The 18,918-nt window shown below is 42.3% G+C and carries 16 protein-coding genes; 7 read left to right on the top strand and 9 right to left on the bottom strand.

Annotated features, from left to right (window positions below; translation table 11 throughout):
• Positions 1-3: 3 nt before the first annotated feature.
• The 5 genes from AC3WTB_RS09585 to AC3WTB_RS09565 form a co-directional block, all read right to left on the bottom strand.
• A complete protein-coding gene (locus tag AC3WTB_RS09585; protein WP_039182699.1) occupies positions 4-1,212 on the bottom strand; it encodes a glycoside hydrolase family 53 protein in 1,209 nt (402 codons plus the stop codon).
• 11 nt (positions 1,213-1,223) lie between these two features.
• Positions 1,224-2,066: a sugar ABC transporter permease gene (locus AC3WTB_RS09580; RefSeq protein ID WP_041087477.1), complete on the bottom strand. Its 843-nt coding sequence runs from the start codon at positions 2,064-2,066 to the stop codon at positions 1,224-1,226.
• A 1-nt stretch (position 2,067) separates the two neighbouring features.
• Complete coding sequence (locus AC3WTB_RS09575) at positions 2,068-3,306, bottom strand: carbohydrate ABC transporter permease (RefSeq protein WP_212044511.1); 1,239 nt, start codon at positions 3,304-3,306, stop codon at positions 2,068-2,070.
• 146 nt (positions 3,307-3,452) lie between these two features.
• The gene (gene ganS, locus AC3WTB_RS09570; RefSeq protein ID WP_039182694.1) at positions 3,453-4,718 is read right to left on the bottom strand and encodes a galactooligosaccharide ABC transporter substrate-binding protein GanS; all 1,266 of its coding nucleotides are present in this window, start codon (positions 4,716-4,718) and stop codon (positions 3,453-3,455) included.
• Between the two features lie 172 nt (positions 4,719-4,890).
• Positions 4,891-5,886 carry a LacI family DNA-binding transcriptional regulator gene (locus AC3WTB_RS09565; RefSeq protein ID WP_492333645.1) on the bottom strand — a complete coding sequence of 332 codons (996 nt, stop codon included), beginning with the start codon at positions 5,884-5,886 and terminating at the stop codon, positions 4,891-4,893.
• Between the two features lie 172 nt (positions 5,887-6,058).
• On the opposite strand from AC3WTB_RS09565, the gene AC3WTB_RS09560 reads away from it, so the two are divergent.
• The gene (locus AC3WTB_RS09560) at positions 6,059-6,958 is read left to right on the top strand and encodes a LysR family transcriptional regulator (RefSeq protein ID WP_041087486.1); all 900 of its coding nucleotides are present in this window, start codon (positions 6,059-6,061) and stop codon (positions 6,956-6,958) included.
• A 15-nt stretch (positions 6,959-6,973) separates the two neighbouring features.
• Here the strand turns inward: AC3WTB_RS09560 and AC3WTB_RS09555 are convergent, their stop codons facing one another.
• The 3 genes from AC3WTB_RS09555 to AC3WTB_RS09545 all read right to left on the bottom strand — a co-directional run bounded on the left by AC3WTB_RS09555 (position 6,974) and on the right by AC3WTB_RS09545 (position 10,667).
• A complete protein-coding gene (locus tag AC3WTB_RS09555; protein WP_492333644.1) occupies positions 6,974-8,650 on the bottom strand; it encodes a hypothetical protein in 1,677 nt (558 codons plus the stop codon).
• An 82-nt stretch (positions 8,651-8,732) separates the two neighbouring features.
• A complete protein-coding gene (locus tag AC3WTB_RS09550) occupies positions 8,733-9,143 on the bottom strand; it encodes a hypothetical protein (protein WP_047203721.1) in 411 nt (136 codons plus the stop codon).
• Positions 9,144-9,155: 12 nt separating this feature from the next.
• The gene (locus AC3WTB_RS09545; RefSeq protein ID WP_492333643.1) at positions 9,156-10,667 is read right to left on the bottom strand and encodes a lipase family protein; all 1,512 of its coding nucleotides are present in this window, start codon (positions 10,665-10,667) and stop codon (positions 9,156-9,158) included.
• 107 nt (positions 10,668-10,774) lie between these two features.
• Between AC3WTB_RS09545 and AC3WTB_RS09540 the strand changes: the two genes are divergently transcribed.
• From AC3WTB_RS09540 to AC3WTB_RS09515, 6 genes are all read left to right on the top strand, one after another.
• Positions 10,775-11,281 (top strand): DUF1433 domain-containing protein, encoded by a 507-nt coding sequence (locus AC3WTB_RS09540; RefSeq protein ID WP_492333642.1) that lies wholly within the window; start codon positions 10,775-10,777, stop codon positions 11,279-11,281.
• A 94-nt stretch (positions 11,282-11,375) separates the two neighbouring features.
• Positions 11,376-12,311 (top strand): nucleoside hydrolase, encoded by a 936-nt coding sequence (locus tag AC3WTB_RS09535; protein ID WP_492333641.1) that lies wholly within the window; start codon positions 11,376-11,378, stop codon positions 12,309-12,311.
• Positions 12,312-12,402: 91 nt separating this feature from the next.
• Entirely contained in the window at positions 12,403-13,260 is an 858-nt protein-coding gene (locus AC3WTB_RS09530; RefSeq protein WP_039182677.1) for a MurR/RpiR family transcriptional regulator, read from the top strand.
• A 184-nt stretch (positions 13,261-13,444) separates the two neighbouring features.
• Positions 13,445-14,989, top strand: a complete 1,545-nt coding sequence (gntK, locus tag AC3WTB_RS09525; protein ID WP_251180903.1) for a gluconokinase — start codon at positions 13,445-13,447, stop codon at positions 14,987-14,989.
• 24 nt (positions 14,990-15,013) lie between these two features.
• Complete coding sequence (locus tag AC3WTB_RS09520) at positions 15,014-16,342, top strand: GntP family permease (RefSeq protein WP_039182672.1); 1,329 nt, start codon at positions 15,014-15,016, stop codon at positions 16,340-16,342.
• 110 nt (positions 16,343-16,452) lie between these two features.
• Entirely contained in the window at positions 16,453-17,541 is a 1,089-nt protein-coding gene (locus tag AC3WTB_RS09515; RefSeq protein ID WP_366206528.1) for a DNA alkylation repair protein, read from the top strand.
• A gap of 31 nt (positions 17,542-17,572) precedes the next feature.
• Here AC3WTB_RS09515 and AC3WTB_RS09510 read toward each other — a convergent pair whose 3' ends face one another.
• Positions 17,573-18,910, bottom strand: coding sequence for an amino acid permease (locus tag AC3WTB_RS09510; protein WP_024423951.1), 1,338 nt, complete (start codon positions 18,908-18,910; stop codon positions 17,573-17,575).
• Positions 18,911-18,918 lie beyond the last annotated feature (8 nt).

The following is an 18,918-nucleotide window of genomic DNA, read 5'->3' as shown; positions in this document are numbered from 1 at the left end:
TAGTTACGGTGTCATTTGTTTAAATACATCAAGAGAAGGTAGTGCTTTTCCGTTGAAATCAAACATCGCTTGATTTTCCCACGCATTTCCGACAGTACCGGTGGTTTGAATATAAGCGAGCCCGTATTGACTAGACCACGGAGCACCTTTCGCTGGAATCCAAAGCGGCTCCCAATAAAAGAATCCTTTTCCGCGGTTGTTGTTTACTTTTGAAATCTTTTCGGATAGATCTCGTATAAAAGATGCCTGGCCTTGAGGTGAGGCTGGATAGCCGGCTGTGTTGACAGAGTCTTGATTAAATGAGTTATCTAGGTTGTCACCGTTTGCTGTCGTAAAGCCGTAAGCAGTTTCCACCACGATGACGTCTTTGTTATAGCGGGCACTAATATCATTCATATTGGACGTAAGACCGCTAAAGCCGCCGTCCCAATACGGGTAATAAGATAAACCGATTGTATCGAATGAGACGCCTCGTTTTGTGATTTCATCAAACCACCAGCGGGATGCACCATTGTCTCCGCCATGTGCAAGGTGAAGCATGATTTTGATGTTTGAATCGACAGAGCGGACGGCATTTGTGCCAGCTTTTAGCAAAGCAGCGAGCCGATCAAATTCACCACCGCCTTCACCCCAGCTTTTTCCGTTTGGCCACAGCATACCTGAGTTCAACTCATTCCCGACCTGAACCATATTCGGCAAGGCATTTTGCGCTCTCATCGCTTTGAGCACATCGCCTGTGTAAGTGCCGACTGCTTTTTCTAAATCACTTTGTGAGAGGGACGCCCACGCTTTCGGTTTGAATTGTTTACCAGGATCGGTCCAGAAATCACTATAGTGAAAATCAAGCAGCACTTTCATATTTTGTGCTTTTGCACGTTTCGATAAAGCGATGGCTGTATTGAGATCATTTGTCCCGCCGTTATAGGCACGGCCTTGATTGTCATATGGATGGTTCCACAGTCTGATACGCACATAGTTGACGCCTTTATCCTTTAATAGCTTGAGTGGATCAACCTGCTGTCCGTTCTGGTTGTAGTATCTGCCGCCGCTTTTCTCTACTTCTGCAAGCATAGAGATATCGGCTCCTTTGATGAAATCACCTTGCAATCCATTGATCGGCTGAACAGAAATCGCATCTGCCTTAGCTTCAGGCAAAACACCTAACCCTATCAGAAAGAAAAAGGCAACAGTGACAAGCAACCATTTTTTCATCAAATCTCCCCTTATCCTTTTGTCCCGCCTTGTGTGAGACCGGACACAAATTGTTTTTGTAAAACAAGGAACAATAAAGCGACTGGAATCGCAATGAGTAAAGCCCCGGCTGCAAAGGTCGTGTAGCTGGCACCCATTTTATCTGACACAAGATTGTACAGACCGATTGGGAGCGTATACATTTCGGGTGAGCGGACAATAACACTGGAAATGATGAAATCACCCAGTGGACCTGTAAATGAGTTGATCGCGACAACGGCTAAGATGGGCTTAGCGAGCGGCATAATAATTTGGATGAAAATCCGGAAATGCCCTGCGCCATCCATTCTGGCTGATTCATCGAGATCCTTCGGAATCGCATCAAGATAGCCTTTCATTAAATACGTATTCATCGGAATTTGTCCACCTGCATAAATCAAAATCAGGGCAAGGTGGCTATTAATGAGTCCAAGCATTTGAGCAAGAACAAAAATCGCAATCAGCGCTGAAAATTGAGGAATCATTTGCAGCAGCAAAAAGAGCATCAGCCCATTTTTCCGTCCTTTGAAGCGGAATCTGGAAAAGGCATAGCCTGTAAAACTAACAAGAATCAGCGTTAAAACCATAGTGGCAATACTGATCTTCATTGAGTTCCAATACCATTTTGCATAAAGTGCCCCCTGACCGAAGAACAGCTCGGTGAAATGGCTGAACGTTGGATTCTTCGGAAACATACTGGTACTCATCAGGCTGTTCCCAGGATTAAAGGAAGCACCGATCGTCCAAAGCAGTGGATATAGAATACAAATGGAGGCAATGAAAAGGATAAAATAAGTGATGCTCAGGCGAATGAGCTTATTTTGTTTTGATCCCATATCACATCATGTCCTCCTCTTTGAATGAATTCGTTCTCTTAAACTGCCAGAGTGCAATGGCGATGACAAAGATTGAAAGTAAGATCGTGACTGCGGCAGCAAGTGCATATTGAGAAGACTGCATCGTGAGTTTGTAAATCCAAGAAACCAAGATGTCCGTTCCCCCAGCAGTTGAGCCAGCCACAGGCGGTCCTCCACCATTAAATAAGTAGATGATATTAAAGTTGTTAAAGTTAAACGTATATTGCGTGATTAATATAGGCGCAATGGAATAAAGGACAAGCGGTAACGTGATGGACCGGAATTTCTGAAAGAAGTTTGCCCCATCAATGGTCGCAGCTTCGTATAGATCCTCTGGAATCGCCTGTAAAACACCGGTTGTCATAATGAAAACAAAAGGGAATCCAAGCCAAGTCTGCATCGCGATGAGGGCGATTTTGCTCCAAAATGGATCTGTTAGCCATGGTTTTGGATCAATCCCAATCGATGCAAAAAGTGTGTTGTTAATGGCTCCAAATGTATCGTTGAACAGTCCGGCAAACACCAAAATGGTCACAAAACCTGGAACAGCCCAAGGAAGAATCAAAATCGTTCTAAAAAAACGTTTTCCCTTTAAATCCTTCTGGTTGAGCAGAACCGCTAGAAAGATGCCAATGGCACATTGAAGGGTCGACGCAGCCAACGTCCATACGACGGTCCAGCCAAGTACATCAATGAAAGTGTCTCTCCAAATATCAATTGAAAAGATATTTTGAAAGTTCTTGATCCCTACCCAATCAATCAGATTGGCAGGAGGCGAGTGGTATAGATCGTAGTTCGTAAAAGCCAGCGCAAAGCTGAACATAATAGGAAAGACAACAGAGAATAGAAGTAAAAAGAAAGCAGGAGTGCTCATTAAGTAAGGAAAGCCTTGGTCGATAAGCTGATGATATTGAGCTCGGATGGAATGAAGCGGATCCCCTTGATCACGTTTTTTTCCGTTTATAAAAGCGTCACGCATCATGAGTACGTAAAAGCCGATACCAAAACCAGCTGTTAACAGCGCAATAATCCCTTTTGCCAAAAGAAAAACAGAGTTGTCACGAGGCAGCATCGTACCTAGTGTGAACAGCCCCCAGAAGCCAATATTAAATAAATCATAAAATACGATGATAAAAGAGACGCCGAATAGGAAAAAAAGTGCCCCTTTGCCGTACTGTTTATTGTATATCTGCCCCATCCCGGGTATTAAGGAGAACATTAGCGCCCGTCTCCGGTGTGTCTTTGATTCCACTATGTGTGTGCGGTCTAGTTCAAGGTTACCCGTCACGTCTAACACCTACTTCATATGAAATTAGATCAAATACGGGCAGCTTGATAGACTTAAAGGCTACCCGTGTTTGATGATTATTTAGAGTGATTTGCTTTAATTTGAGAGTCGATTTGATTGACCGCATCATCAAATGCCTTTTTCACATCTGTTCGTCCGGTTGCAATGAGACCTAATGCGCTGTCAATCGGCTTCCACACCTCTGCCATTTCAGGGGTATTCGGTGTCAGCGTGGCATATTTCGTTTGTTTTGAAACAGCATCCGCATTGACGTTTTCAGTAATAATTGGATCCTTCATCAGCTTTTTCACTGGTGGAATTTCCTCTGTTACTTCAAATCGCTTCTTCGAATTTTTTTCATTCGTGATAAACTCAACAAATTTTTCAGCAAGGTCTTTATTTTTAGAATAAGAGGAGACGTTGTAGCTCTTTACACCTAGGAATGAGCTCATATGCTTTCCGTTCGGGAGTGTTGGCAGCTCTGTTACGCCATAATCAATTCCAGCTTCTTTATATGGACCAAATGACCATGGACCAGAAATGACAGCTGCCGCCTTTTTCTCTGTGAATAAGGAGTTGAGGACATTGATTCCTTGTTCACCGATGATACCTTTCGGGAAAAGTCCTTCGCTAAAGAATTTTTGAATGTATTTTCCGCCTTCGATGGCGCCATTGTTGTTCAGGCCAATATCATTCACATCATAGGAGCCATCGCTTTTCTGTTTGAAAATATAGCCCCCTGATCCGCCTAACACACTTTGTGCATAGTAAATTTCATCCCATTTCGCAACAAAACCGTATTTCCCGTCTTTTGTCAGCTTTTTCGAAAGGTCATACCAGTCATCAAGTGTAGTTGGTGCCTTTTTGACAAGGTCTTTGTTATAGAAAAGCACAGTCGTTTCAACGGATTTCGGAAGGCCATACAGCTTGCCGTCTACCGTTTGTGATTGAATGGATTCGTCTGTAAAGGAATCGATTACTTTTTGATCAGGCTTGATTTCCTGTAACAGCCCCTCAGTGACAGCTGATCCAATTTGATCGTGAGGCATTGTGATGACGTCTGGGCCTGTCCCGGCTGCTCCATCAAGGCGGAGAGCTTCGATTTGGTCAGCATACGCTTTTTCGACCACTTTGATTTTCACATCGTTTTGTTTTTCGAATTCTTTTACAGCGTCTTGAATCCCATCAGACTTTTTGACATCCTCCCATACTAGCAAGGTCTTTGTACCTGTAGATGCTGGCTGACTCCCGCTTGAATTGTCATCTCCTGGCCCGCATGCTGAAAGCAGAAGCACAGCAGTACCAACGACTGCTGATAATGTCGCCCATTTTCCCTTTTTCATTGGTAATCCCCTCTCGTTCTTTTTTCACAGATGATAAGAAAACGCTTTCTTAATGTGAGAATATCAACTTAAGTAAAAAAAGTAAACATATTTTATTAAATTTATTAAGTAAAATTTTTTACTAATATAGAGAGAAAAGAAGCCCTCCATATTAGGAGGGGCTTCCAGTTGATTATATGGTGCTTTTTCGAAAAACAGGCTCTGAGGCAATCAGAACAGTTTTAGGCAATGTTCTGCCGTCCACAAGTCTTTCTAAAAGTAAATCGATCGCTGTCTCACAAAGTAATGACGTATGGATATGATACGTGGTGAGCGGCGGCGACACATATTGAGATACATGAATATCGTTGATACTAAAAACGCTGACGCGATTCGGCAGAGAAAATCCGCGCTCATTTAATGCTTGTAAGCAGCCAATGGCAAGAGGGTCACTAGCGACACAAAAAGCGGTGGGCAGATCATCACCAAGCTCATCAATCGCCTTCATCATGAGCGCATAGCCTTCATCGACTGAGAAATGGTGGCCGATATAGACCAATCGCTCATCAAGCATATGGCGGGCAAGCATGTATTCACGGAAAGTCGTTTCACGAATATCTGGAATGTGCACATTCGTATTGAGATCAAGATCTGTGCCGCCAATGAATCCAATGGATGAGTGTTCTTTTTCAATAAAAGAATCGATGATCTTTTGAACAATTCGTTTCAGGTTCGGCTTTACAGAATCAAAACGATCTTCATCTGGTGTCGTATCAATAAAGACAATGTGCGGAGTGACAGCATATAATTGGTCAAGCTCTGACGTTTTAAATCGGCCGATGGCGATGATCCCTTCTGTAGCAGGATCAATGGAATGAAGCCCATCAGACGGATTGTAAGCGGTAACATTTAAACTCCGAGTGTTGGTCAGTTCCTCAATGCCTAGTCGAATGGATTTAAAATAAATATCTTCAAGCTCTTCCTTTTCAGTCATCCAATAGAGAAAGGCGATTTTTTTTAATGAATGTTTGAATGTCTTCTTTTGGTAGGACAAAGCTTCTGCGGCGGCATATACTTTTTCGCGTGTTTGATCAGTGACAGATAGGTTGGGATCTTGGTTCAGTACGCGAGATACCGTTGCAATGGATAAACCTGCTTTTTCTGCAATGTCCTTTATTTTAGCTGCCAAATCAGCACCTCCTATAGAAAATATCTCCTCTTAGTATAGAGTCTTTAAAAAAATTAGTAAATATTTTTATTAAATTGTTTTCGTTTAGGCGGTTCTTTACGTGCTGGAAAGGAATTAGTAAGATATATATATGTAAGGTGTTGGATTAAGATTTCTGATAGGAGAGGGACCGATGTATTACGATGCACTGAAGACTTTTGTGACAGTGGTGGAGGAGAAGAACTTTACAAAAGCAGCCCAAAAGCTGCGGATTTCTCAGCCGAGTGTCAGTCTTCATATTAAGAACTTGGAGCAGGAATTCCAGACCGTTCTGCTGAATCGTTCGCCAAAGCAATTAACCGTTACACCAACAGGGGATATGCTATACCATCGATCAAAACAAATCATTCGTCTCTATGAACAGGCGAAGCAGGACATTTATGAGCATCATCATTTGGCAAGAGGAAAGCTGACCATCGGGGCGAGCTTCACAATTGGTGAGTATGTGCTGCCGCAAATATTGGCGGAGTTTCATCAGCTCTATCCGCATGTTGATATTGAGGTGGTCATTGATAATACAGAGGCGATCGCCGGACACGTCCGTTTATTCCATGTCGATATCGGTTTGATCGAAGGACAAACCAATGACAAAGAGCTTTCTGTAGAAACTTTTCTAGAGGACGAGCTGTATATTGTGGCGCCATTAGATCATCCTTTTGCCAAGAAAAAAGATGTCACCATTGATCAATTACAAAACGAAACATGGATCACGAGAGAAGAGGGATCAGGGACAGGAGAATATTTACAGCATGTCCTGAAATCAAATGGACTGAAAGCACGAACCTTTGTGACCTTTAGCAGCAATCAAGCCATTAAAGAAGCTGTGATCCACGGAATGGGTCTTTCTGTTTTATCTAAATATGTCCTCCAGCGAGGCAGCATTGGCGGTGAATTGGCTGTTATTTCTGTGAGAGGCATGGATTTCAAACGAAAATTCTCCTATGTCGAGTCACCGATGACTGGGGGAAATAAAAATAAGGAATTGCTCGTTGAATTGTTAAGGAAAGAGAAAAAAGGAGCTTCTCCACAATAGGAGAAGCTTCTTTTTTTATAACCCTTTGATTTTAATTTCATCGACTGGAAGGAAGATTTCACCTGTATCTGTATATTTCATGGTGACCTGATCGCCCTCTTTTAAATAGATGACGAGAGGTTCTTTTTCAGATGACATAGTGTAGCTTTTTCCATCGTCTAGCAGGAAGGTGACGGTTGTATAATCACCGGTCTTTTCTTTGTAGACTCGTTTGACCTTCCCTGCTGCTTCTTTCTTTTCTTGCTTAGAGGAACTGTTAACGGTACCGCCGCCTTTTTGCAGAGCTGTTTTATAGGCTCTCAGTGCTTCGTTTGGTGTAGAAGCGTACGCAGCGATTTCTGGATTGGCTGCAGAAACGATAAAGTAGTTTTGCAGGAATCCATTTGAATCGAGAACCGGTGTGAGCCAGCTGGCTTCACCATAGAAATTATAGAGAATCGGCATGCGCCCTTTCCATTTCTTCTCGATGAATCGTTTCTCAATAATTTGCAGAGCGCCCTGAGAATCCATATAGGATTCTTCAAGATTTCCGGTATAATAAGTCGCTTTTCCTGTCCGGGCATTTGTGAGGGCATATCCGAGCATGGAATCAACGCCCTCTTTCGGACTTGTGAAATCTGTGAAGTAATACATATCTCCTTTTGAATCAAACACTGGGCTCACATTGGCTTCCGTTCCTTCATCGGAAGGCAGCTTTACATCTGACTTCCCAAACATACTGTTCCAGAACCCGTGAATATAGTTTCCGAAATAGCTGTTTTGCAGGCTGACCGCCTCTGGTGAAACAGCACCGTCGATAAAGGCAGGTACTTGATCTAGAGCATATTTCTTCGTGGCACCCGTTTTGGCATCAACAACGACCACACCGGAAGCTTTAAAGCCGTTTCGTGCAGAGATGAAATCGCCATACGTTTGAATGTAATAAGGCTTGCCGTCATCATTGATTTCCAGCTGTGTATCGCCGTAGAAAATCAAATCTGGGTACTGGAGACGGATATGCCGCTCAATTTCTTTGTTGAAATAGGAGGAAGGCGTATAAACCATCTCCGTCTTCACGAACTTTGGATTAGCAGATGAGTCAGTCGCGCTTAATGTAAAGTAACCCGGCGTGCTGCCTGCACGAATCCATTTAAAGAAGTCCGAGAATTCCACCGGAGCGATGTAAACATACTCACCGTTGACCTTCTGAATTTGCAAGCTGCCAAGCTCATAGTAGCTTGTATGTGGAACCTGTCCGAACGATTTCTTCATTTTATTACGGGCAAATTGAGGCGGTACACTCGCAGGTGTTTCTGTCTCTTCAAACGCTTTGATTTCTACTTTTTGCTCCATTTTGGAGACATCGAATTTCTCATTCGCATTGAATAGAAAAGCTGTCGCCATGTAAACACCGAGCAGTAATAGAATAAGGAACAGCACGCCTTTGATTTTACGCTCCAATCCAACTGACAAAAAGGCGCCTGCTGCTGTCACAACAAGACCAATCAGCCATAGGGAGGAAGGGTTCCGATCTAAATTGGTGATGTAATAGAAAACAAAAATACCGATCATAAACAGTAAAGCAAGGCCAGCAATCCACATGAACGGCACCTGCTGTTCTGTTCCTTTCTTTCTTATAATCAACCTAATTGGTGTGAGCAAAAGGGTCAGGACAAGACCGATCACAACCGAAAATAACAGAATATATCCCACAAACAGATCTCCTTTCAAATCAATCACTCTTTTAGTATATACGAGTGAGGCGGGGAAAAGATTCATCGGATGGAAGGTTCATCTAAATGCCAATCGAGTTGATGGCGGAACGAACATCTTCTTTCATTTCGTAGAACTTGAGTCTTTGTTCAATTTTTTCTATTAAGGCATCAATGGCTTGACCTGACATATGTGTTTGGATGCGATTTTGATGTGTATACACTTTGATCTGAAGTTCATCGATTAGATCTAAAATTTTTTCCGCTTCTTGACGGTCATCTGCAAACTCATTTTGAAGCTGATGCCGGATGGCTCTGATAAGTGCTGTTTTCTGTTCTTCTTTAATCTTTGCTTTCAAAGCTGCCAGCTCTGCTGGTGTCATGTCTTCCGTGTCAAAGTTTGCTTTTGAGAAGATGGAGCTTGATGTATGCGTATCTGTCATTCTTTGCAAAAAACGATCTGCATCTGTTGGTTGTTTCTTTGAAAATTCCATTTATCGTACTCCTTAAGAAATACCCATGTTCTTTGCCAGGGCTGTATCTGCATTGTGGTATTGTTTTCCAAGATCGCTCATATCATCTGATATTGAGTCCATCCACCTTTTCATATTCATAGCGCTATCTATCGCTGTATCATACTTTTTGACCGAATAGAACTCATTTTCAAGACCTTCTGTTTTTAAGTGGCGAATCACGGCATCTACATCTGAAGCCGTCAGCTGATCATACGAACCGAAACCGACAATTTGTTTGTATCTCGAACGAACTCGTTCTACCGATTGATCTACTTTGTCATCGAGTTTCTCAATTTTGCGAATGATTTGCTGCATATGGTGATCAGCATATGTCGAGAATTTACGCCCTGTGTTCATGAGAACGTGGGACTTAATTAAAATCGCCACTACACTATGCGGATCAACATTAGATTGACCCAACTGTTGTAACATGGCCGTAGTAAGAGAAGGATTTTTTTTCAACATATCATCAATGGTTTGAACGGAGCCATCTGGCGAAAAGGTATAACGATCTAATCCATGGCTGCCAGCGAGGGCTTCAAGAAATAAATTCGCATCCAGTGAAGGATTCACACTCATTGCCCGATTGAGGAGGTCTTTTATGAATTGGACGGCTTTTGAGGAGTCCTCGGAGTAATCGACGCCTTCAGGGAGAGCGGCATCATACATCACTTTCACTCGACCGATTTCTGTCGTATGCCGATTTAAAAGAGAAAGCCCGTCATTGAGATTGATATATTCTGTTAATCTACTGCGGTAATCGCCTTTTAATGCTTTAGCTTGTAGACCATCCGATAGATTTGGGTAAATATTCGGATTCTCAAAGGTGACCCCGCCTTGAATAAAATCATTTTTGACAAGAACATAGGAAGCATTTGACCCGCCGAGTGAATGCCCTGTGACATACATCTTCGCATTCGGCATTTTCTTATGGATTTCTTTCGCATACCGATCCGCTTGAACCATTTGATTCTCTGCACCATGCTCAAATGGGATATTTTTAATCAGATACTTTGTATCCGAAACCATCCAATCTTGAACAATTTCATTTGTATAGGCGGTTGTACCTGTTGTCAACTTAGTCGTCACTTCCTGTGAACCCTTCGACCGACTAAAAGGAGGCAGCTTCGTCAAAATGGTAGAAAGAAGATCATCTGACTCTTTTTTTCCATGTTTTTTAATGGTATCTTTATATTGGCCTGCACCAATCGGTTCTGAGCCACGGTATGCGATGACTGCGTTTTTGATTTTGGTGAGGTCTTTGCCGCCATTCGATCGAGTGAAATCCTCTTCAGAAACAAGAGTTAAGGCATTGAGCCCTTTTTCTGTCTCTTTATAATCAATGACGTACATGTTGTTACCATTACTTATTTTTATCATGTTTGAATCACTATAATTTTCTATTTTATAGGATTCGTCCGAAATTTTATTATAGTCTTCGTCGCTAAGCATAATTCTTGATATCTTTTTAGACAAAACTGTCACTCCTGTAATATTTATCATAATAATTATATTATATAGTTTATTAAATATCTATTATGGTCTGGGATTTAAAGAGCATAAAGTTTAAAAATATATTTTAACTTTTTAAAAGGTGGATATAGTTGCTAATGAAAAATACATTAAAGGTTTTATTTGCTCTAATTGTAGTAATAATCATATCGGTGGTAGTGCTTTTAATCCAACATGATAAGCAAAATAAAACTAGCGATTCAGGAGGAAATAATACTGTGCAAGAAAAAGAGAAAAGTGATCAACAAAAGGCAGAAGAACTAGCTGAAAAAATGAAACCGAAAATAGAAGAAGATCTTCATGAAATGGACATCCATCAATTCATTAAAGATATAACTTTTAAAAAGGGAGTTACCATTAGTCCTATGGGCTATATTATTGTTAAAGGGTACGTTAACGATGAACCTGAGAAGTTCAATTTTTCTGCATCTTTAAAGTATAGAACGAATGAAATTAGTTCAATGAGTTATTCATACGAGTTATCAATTCGATTCAGGGATTGGGAAAAATATAAAGATGAACCGGAATTAAAAGAGAATTTCCTAAAAAGCCTCCCCAAAAAAGAACGAGAGCAATATCTCAAAGACATTGGAGAAAAAGAGTAATAAGATCAACCTGCTAATATTCGCTGAATAGTTGAAACAGGCATATGCTATCATTCACTTAACAACACTTACAAACAAGGGAGAGATTTCACCCATGCCAAATACTAAGAAATTGATCTTAGATGTAGATACTGGAATCGATGATGCGATTGGGATTTTGCTGGCAGTGAAAAGTAAGCAGTTTGATATGTTGGGGATTACAACGGTGTGCGGGAATGTGTCTGTCGATACCGCTACTTTGAATACGTGTAAAGTGCTTGAGCTGGTTGAGGCAGATAACATTCCTGTCATCAAAGGTTCAGCAACCCCTCTTTTAAGAGCACCTCATTATGAACACCGGGTACACGGTGAGGATGGAATTGGCGGCGCTTTAAAGGATGCCCGGCCTAAGAAGACCGCAGATGCTGGTTTTGCGCCTGATTTTATCATTGAACAAGTGCTGCAGTATTCGAAGCAGGTCACGCTTGTGTTGACAGGGCCTTTAACGAATTTAGCCCTTGCGGTAAAAAAATGCCCTGAGCTGATTCATCACGTGAAAGAGGTCATTTTTATGGGGGGAGTCGTGCAAGGACAGGGGAATGTCACACCGGTTGCGGAATTTAATACATATGCAGATCCAGAAGCGGCAAAATTGGTGCTGGAGGCTGGGTTCCCTTCATTGACTCAAGTAGGGCTGGATGTCACGAGACAGGTCTTGTTAACAGATGAGAGAATCGATGCCATTCAAAAGGGAACGTTGGCAGCTTACATCAGAGAGAGTACAAGCATTTACCGCCAGCGCTATTTTGAGCGCAATGGTGTGTGGGCGTGTGCCATGCATGATCCGCTTGCTGTAAGTCTTGCCATTAACAAGGAGCTTGTAAGCACACAGGCTTTTCATGTAGAAGTGGAGACGAAGAGTGAGTTTTGTGACGGTCAAATGATCGGTGATTTTCAGCACCAATGGGAAAAAGAGCGCAATGTCCAAGTGTGTATGGATGTAGATGCTGAAGCTTTTTTTGATTTATTGATCAAAACGATGAATTCATAAAAAAGAAGTCTGTGCAAACAGGCTTCTTTTTTATAAGATGGGAACATGAGGAAATGTATGCGCTCACATGAAAAGGAAGGAGTGAAGTCAATTGGCTTCTGTCAGTTTAAGTAGTATTGAAAAAATACGAGCAGCAAGCAGAGGGTTGCCGCCAAAGCTGAAAGGAATAGCAGAACATATTACGAGTGAACCTGGCGACATTATTCATTTATCTATTGTCGAGCTTGCCAAAAAGACAGCGAGCTCAGAGGCAACGATTTTTCGTCTTTGTAAAAGGCTTGGATTTGAGGGCTTTCAAGATTTGAAGATTGCAATTGCCCAGGAAATAGATCAAACAAAGCCTGATTATGTAGACGAAGAAATGAGTCTTGATGATGATACGGCCGTTTTTATGCAAAAGGTTTTTCAGGCGAATATATCCGCATTAAAGGATAGCTTTCAATTGTTGAATCCAGAAGATGTAGAAAAAGCCATACAACTCATTCATGAAGCAAAGCGCTTAGAGTTTTATGGGAGTGGCGGGTCTGGCCTCATTGCAACAGACGCTTTTCATAAATTTATGAGGACAGGCATCAACTGTATTGTTCACACCGATTCTCATTTTCAAGCGATGTCTGCCGGTCTTCTCGACCAGCACAGTACAGTGATCGGTATATCTCATTCTGGCCGGAATAAAGATTTACTCGATGCGATGAAAACAGCAAAGGAAAAAGGCGCGAAAACCATCGGTATTACAAGCTATCAGCGCTCTCCATTAAGCCAGCTTGCTGATGTTACATTGTATACATCGACGCAGGAAACGGCCTTTCGAACAGAGGCGATGTCTGCAAGACTTGCTCAGCTCACTGTCATTGACGTACTATACTTTGCACTTGCTCACTTAAGGCAGCAGGAAACTTTATCGAATTTAAAACAAATGAGAGAAACCATTTCACAAAAAAGGGTGTAATGGTTTCAAAAATAAATTTTTCTATTAATGAAAAATGCTGTTGTGGTAACGATTGTGAGCTTTTAAGTGAAAAAAATTTTCTTTTCAGTCGTTGAATGTCGAAAAAATTATTCCTATAATGGGATTTAACAGGTATATGAAAACAGTAAATATGATTTCAAATCAATGATTGGGCGTGATACAGATGAAGGGAAACCAGGCGGTAATTGGTTTGGATATTGGAACAACAAGTACAAAGGCGGTTCTGTTTGGACAACAGGGGAAAGTGATAGCAAAGCATTCGGTTCCTTATGATCTCATTCAGCCCCAACCAGCATGGGTTGAACAGGACCCTGAACATATATTAGAAGCTGTCATTGCAAGTGTAAGAGGTGTGTTGACGAAAGCAGCATTTGATGCAAAACGTCTCATAGGCATCGGAATTAGTACAGCGATGCATTCCTTGATTGTGATGGATAAAGATGGCAAGGCGTTAACGAACAGTATCATTTGGGCAGATAACAGAAGTGCAGAACAAGCGAAGCAAATCATTTCGGACATGGATGGCTTCCAAGTGTATAAAAGAACCGGTACACCGATCCATCCAATGTCACCGCTTTCAAAAATAAGGTGGTTCAAGGAAATGGCACCTGATGTCTTCAAGAAGGCAGCGAAATTTATTTCCATCAAAGAATATATTCTTTATCATTTCTTTGGCCAGTATGTGGTCGATTATTCAATTGCTTCAGCAACAGGGCTGTTCCGATTGGAAACGCTTCAATGGGATGAAGAGGCGCTTCGTATTACTGGAATTAAAGCCAATCAATTGTCTGAACTTGTTCCGACGACGCATCAGCTGAGAGGTCTTCAGCCAGAGATCGCCCTGCGAATGGGTATTGCGGAAGATACACCATTTGTGGTTGGTGCGAATGATGGGGTTCTAGCGAATTTAGGTGTGGGAGCGATTGGAAAAGGGGAGGTGGCTGTCACGATTGGGACAAGCGGTGCAGTCCGTACGGTCGTGGACAAACCAATCACAGATGAACAATCAAGAACGTTCTGCTATGCGCTGACTGATAAGCATTGGGTGGTTGGAGGACCGACGAATAATGGCGGAATCATGCTGAGATGGCTGAAGGATGAATTTGGATCCTCGGAGGTGGAGGTAGCAAAGCGCCTTGGAGTGGATCCTTACGATCTGATGATTGATATCGCGAAAAAAGTTCCAGCCGGCTCAGAGGGGCTGCTGTTTCTGCCATTTTTAACGGGTGAGCGTGCACCTTATTGGAATCCAAATGCGAGAGGTACTTTCTTTGGGATCGGTCTTCAGCATAAGCGGGAGCATTTTATAAGAGCTGTGTTAGAAGGCGTCATTATGAGTGTTTTCTCAATCGGTGTTGCCTTAAGGGATTTAACCGGTTCAGCAAAGGATGTCAGGGCATCGGGCGGTTTTGCGCGATCTCCGCTGTGGCGGCAAATTTTAGCGGATACGATGGGCAGGGAAGTACTTGTTCCAGAAAGCTACGAGGCATCAGCACTTGGGGCGGCTGTCCTCGCACTTCATAGTTTAGGTTATATGAAAGAGATAGAAGAGGTTCAAGATTGGATTCGAATCTCTGCCCGTCATGAACCAAATATGGAGAACAATGAAACATACATAGAATTGTTTTACTTATATGAGCGCCTCTATGACAAACTGAAGGATGAATTTGATGTCATCAGTGCGCTGCAATTAAAACAAAATCATTAAACATCAGGGAAAAGGTGGGAGAGCATGCTTTTATTCATCGTGATTGCAGCAATTGTCCTTTTACTCATCCTCATAACAGTTGCTAAGTTGAATCCGTTTGTGAGTTTAATTATTACTTCTATGTTAGTCGGCTTTGCCACAGGGATGGACCTGCAGGAAATCATTCAATCCATTAAAACAGGGTTAGGCAATACGTTATCATTATTGGCCATAGTTCTAGCGCTTGGCACCATGCTTGGGAAAATGATGGCTGAATCAGGTGGAGCTGAGCGGATCGCTCACACATTAATCGGCCGGTTTGGGACAAAAAATGTGCATTGGGCAATGATGTTTGTTGCCTTTATTGTGGGGATACCTGTCTTTTTCCAGGTCGGATTCGTTCTTCTCATTCCTTTATTGTTTACGATTGCGATTGAAACGGGCATCTCGCTCGTGACAATTGGGATTTCGCTCATTGCTGGCTTGTCTGTCGTTCATGGTCTTGTGCCGCCTCATCCAGCTGCCATGGCGGCTGTCGGCATCTATCATGCCAACGTGGGGAAAACCATTTTCTTTTCCATTATTGTCGGTTTACCGACAGCTATTATTGCTGGGCCGCTGTATGGAAAGTGGATTGGAAAACGGATTCATAAACCAGTTCCGGAGCTGCTGAGAAAGCAATTTACTGAACGCAATGAAGATCGAAAACTTCCCGGCTTTGCAAATACGATGTTTACGATTTTGGTGCCAGTGATTCTAATGCTTCTTGCCACACTGGCAGATATTATTTTACCAGAGGACAGTTTATGGTTTCAGATATTCAAGTACATTGGAGATCCAATTACAGCACTGCTGATTGCAACCGTGTATTCTTTCTTCAGTCTTGGCTTTGTGCAAGGTATGAGCCGTGACCGGGTGCTTTCCTTTAGTAATGAGTGCTTAGGTCCGATCGCTTCCATTCTGCTTGTCATTGGAGCAGGCGGGGCTTTCAATAATGTGCTTATCGATTCAGGTGTCGGTGATTATATTGCAGATTTAGCCAAACACTCGCCGATCTCGCCAATTTTGCTTAGCTGGCTGATTGCTGCGGTTATTCGTGTGGCAACAGGATCTGCTACGGTCTCCATGATGACCGCAGCCGGTATTGTCGCACCGATTGCTGCATCTATGCCGGATGTGAGCAGAGAGCTTCTAGTGTTAGCTACAGGGGCGGGTTCGTTGATTTTGTCTCACGTGAATGACTCTGGTTTTTGGCTGATTAAAGAGTATTTTGGTATGACCATTAAAGAAACGTTTTTGACATGGACGGCTATGGAGACGATCATTTCTGTTAGTGCCATTGCATTTATTATGATCATTAATATGTTTATATAGTGAAACGCAACAGCCTGATTCTTCGGAATGGGGCTGTTTTTGCTTTTAGCCATACCACCTTTTTCAGATTGGGGTAAAATGAAGATATTGAGAAGTGGGAGGCGGACAAGATCGAACCATTAAAACACGTTTATCATGAATTATTTATTGCAGAATTAGCCGAGAAACTTGCACAAGCGTCGACTGGATTTGATGCTGAAGAATTCCAGCGGCTTGTGCTCCAAAAGGATTGGGAGCAGCTGGAGTTAAAAGGCAGAATGAGAAGAGTCACTGAATCAATACATGCCTGTCTACCTAAGGATTATGAGCAGGCAATTGAGGTGCTGCGTCAGACAGCCCCGCATTTTTCAGGACTTAGTGCGCTTGTATTTCCAGACTACGTCGAAACGTACGGTCTAACACATTGGGATATCTCGATCAAGGCGCTCGAATTCTTTACGCCTTTTTCCACTTCTGAATTTGCTGTTCGGCCTTTTCTAATTCAGGATCAAGACAAAATGCTGGCGCAAATGCTCGTATGGTCACAGAATCAAAACGAGCATATCCGGCGGCTTGCTAGTGAAGGATGCAGACCACGTTTGCCATGGGGATTAACTGTTCCTGCACTTAAAAAAGACCCTTCGGTTACGTTCCCTATATTAGAAAACTTGAAGTCGGACCCAGCGCGGTATGTGCAAAAAAGTGTAGCGAACCACTTAAATGATATTTCTGCAATTCAGCCTGATCTGATGAAGAAGACGGCTAAAAGCTGGTATGGAACGAATGAACATACGAACTGGATCATCAAACATGCATCCCGTACCTTACTAAAAAAAGGCGATCCAGATATCATGGCTTTGTTTGGTTATGGGGACGATCCATCTGTTCAAGTAACGGATTTGAAGGTAGTGCAAAATCCAATTCGTATTGGAGAGAAAATGATCTTTCAATTTACACTTCAAGCTGCTAAGCCACTAAAGTTGCGTGTAGAGTATGCCATAGACTATGTCAAAGCTCGGGGTACCCGCAACCAAAAGGTATTTAAAATCACAGAGTTTGAAACAAGTGCAGCGTTACATAGAGAATTCGTCAGGTCACAGTCCTTTCAAAATATGACGACGAGAAAGCACTATGAGGGAATCCATACTTTAACGATTATCATCAACGGCATTCCAAAAGCGTCGGTTGATTTTGAAGTAACAGAAGATAGCAGCTCATGAAAAAACCCGCCATTTCGGCGGGTTTTGGCGTTTAAGCCTTCTTTTTCATTAAGAATGAAGCGATGATGGCAGCGACTAAGAAGCCGATGCTGATAATGGAGCTAGGCAGGTTTTCTTGTCTGAATAGGAACAAAACAAAGCTCAAGCTGAGTACAAGACCTGCAAATAAAGTCAAATACGGAAACAGCCACACTTTGAAATACGGCTCCTGTGGATATTTTGGACGTAGCTTTAGATGTGCCATACAAATGCTGATCCAAATGAGTGAAACCGCAAAACCAGGAATAGCCAGCATATAGCTGAAAATTTGGTCCGGATATAAGTAAGCAAAGAATGTTCCAATGAGAAGAAATAGAACGGTGACCCATAAACTCAAAATGGGTACGCCTCTTTTGTTGACCTGTGCCAGCTTTTTCGGCCCGCCATCTGATTTAGAAAGAGAATGAATCATTCTCGTCGTTCCATAAATTCCAGAATTCGCCGCAGATAGAACGGCTGTAATCAAGACGAAATTAATGAAGTGAGAGGCGCCTTGCATACCAGCAGCAGAGAAGACTTGGACAAAAGGACTGTTATTTGGGTCAATTTGATTCCAAGGAATGAGTCCGCAGATGATCAAAATCGGCAATGTGTAGAATAAGATAATCCGCCACATCATACTTTTGACTACTCCAGGCAAGACCTTCTCCGCATCCTTTGTTTCAGTAATGGTCAGCCCGATCAATTCAGAGCCTCCATAAGAGAAAATAACCACTAAAAGTGATGCAAAGATCGCTCCCCATCCGTTCGGGACGAAGTTTTGATAGTTGGTAAGCGCTGGTGTGCTTTGTTCGTTTGGAATGATCCCAAATAATAATGCTGCACCGAGAATAATAAAGACAATAATAACGAAAATCTTCATTCCAGCGAACCAAAATTCAATTTCACCAAAGTATTTTACATTATTTAAGTTAATTCCGATGACTAAGAGTGAGCAAAGTAAACATAGTGACCATAGCGGTACGTTCGGCAGCCAGTATTGAAGCAGACTGCCAGCTGCAATAATCTCAATGACACATACAGTGAGCCACATAAAACAGTAAACCCAGCCGACGACAAATGAAAAACGTTGACCAAGCGCAATTTGTATAAGGTCGCGTAGATTATTTCCCGGGTACACAATGGCCATTTCGGCTAATGCTGCCATCACAATGAGGAGCAGCAATCCGGCAAATACATAGGAAAAGATCACCCCAGGACCTGCTAAACCAATTGTATCGGCACTTCCTTTAAAGATTCCTGTACCAATGACCCCGCCCATCGCAATCATGCGAATGTGACGCGGTGATAAAAGCTTTTTTAATTCTTGTTGCTCCTGATTCGCGCTCATGACGTTCT

This window comes from Bacillus sp. EB106-04-04-XG123, from assembly GCF_058791855.1.
The sequence above is the reverse complement of the archived record's forward strand: the minus strand, read 5'-3'. Positions and strand labels throughout refer to the sequence as shown.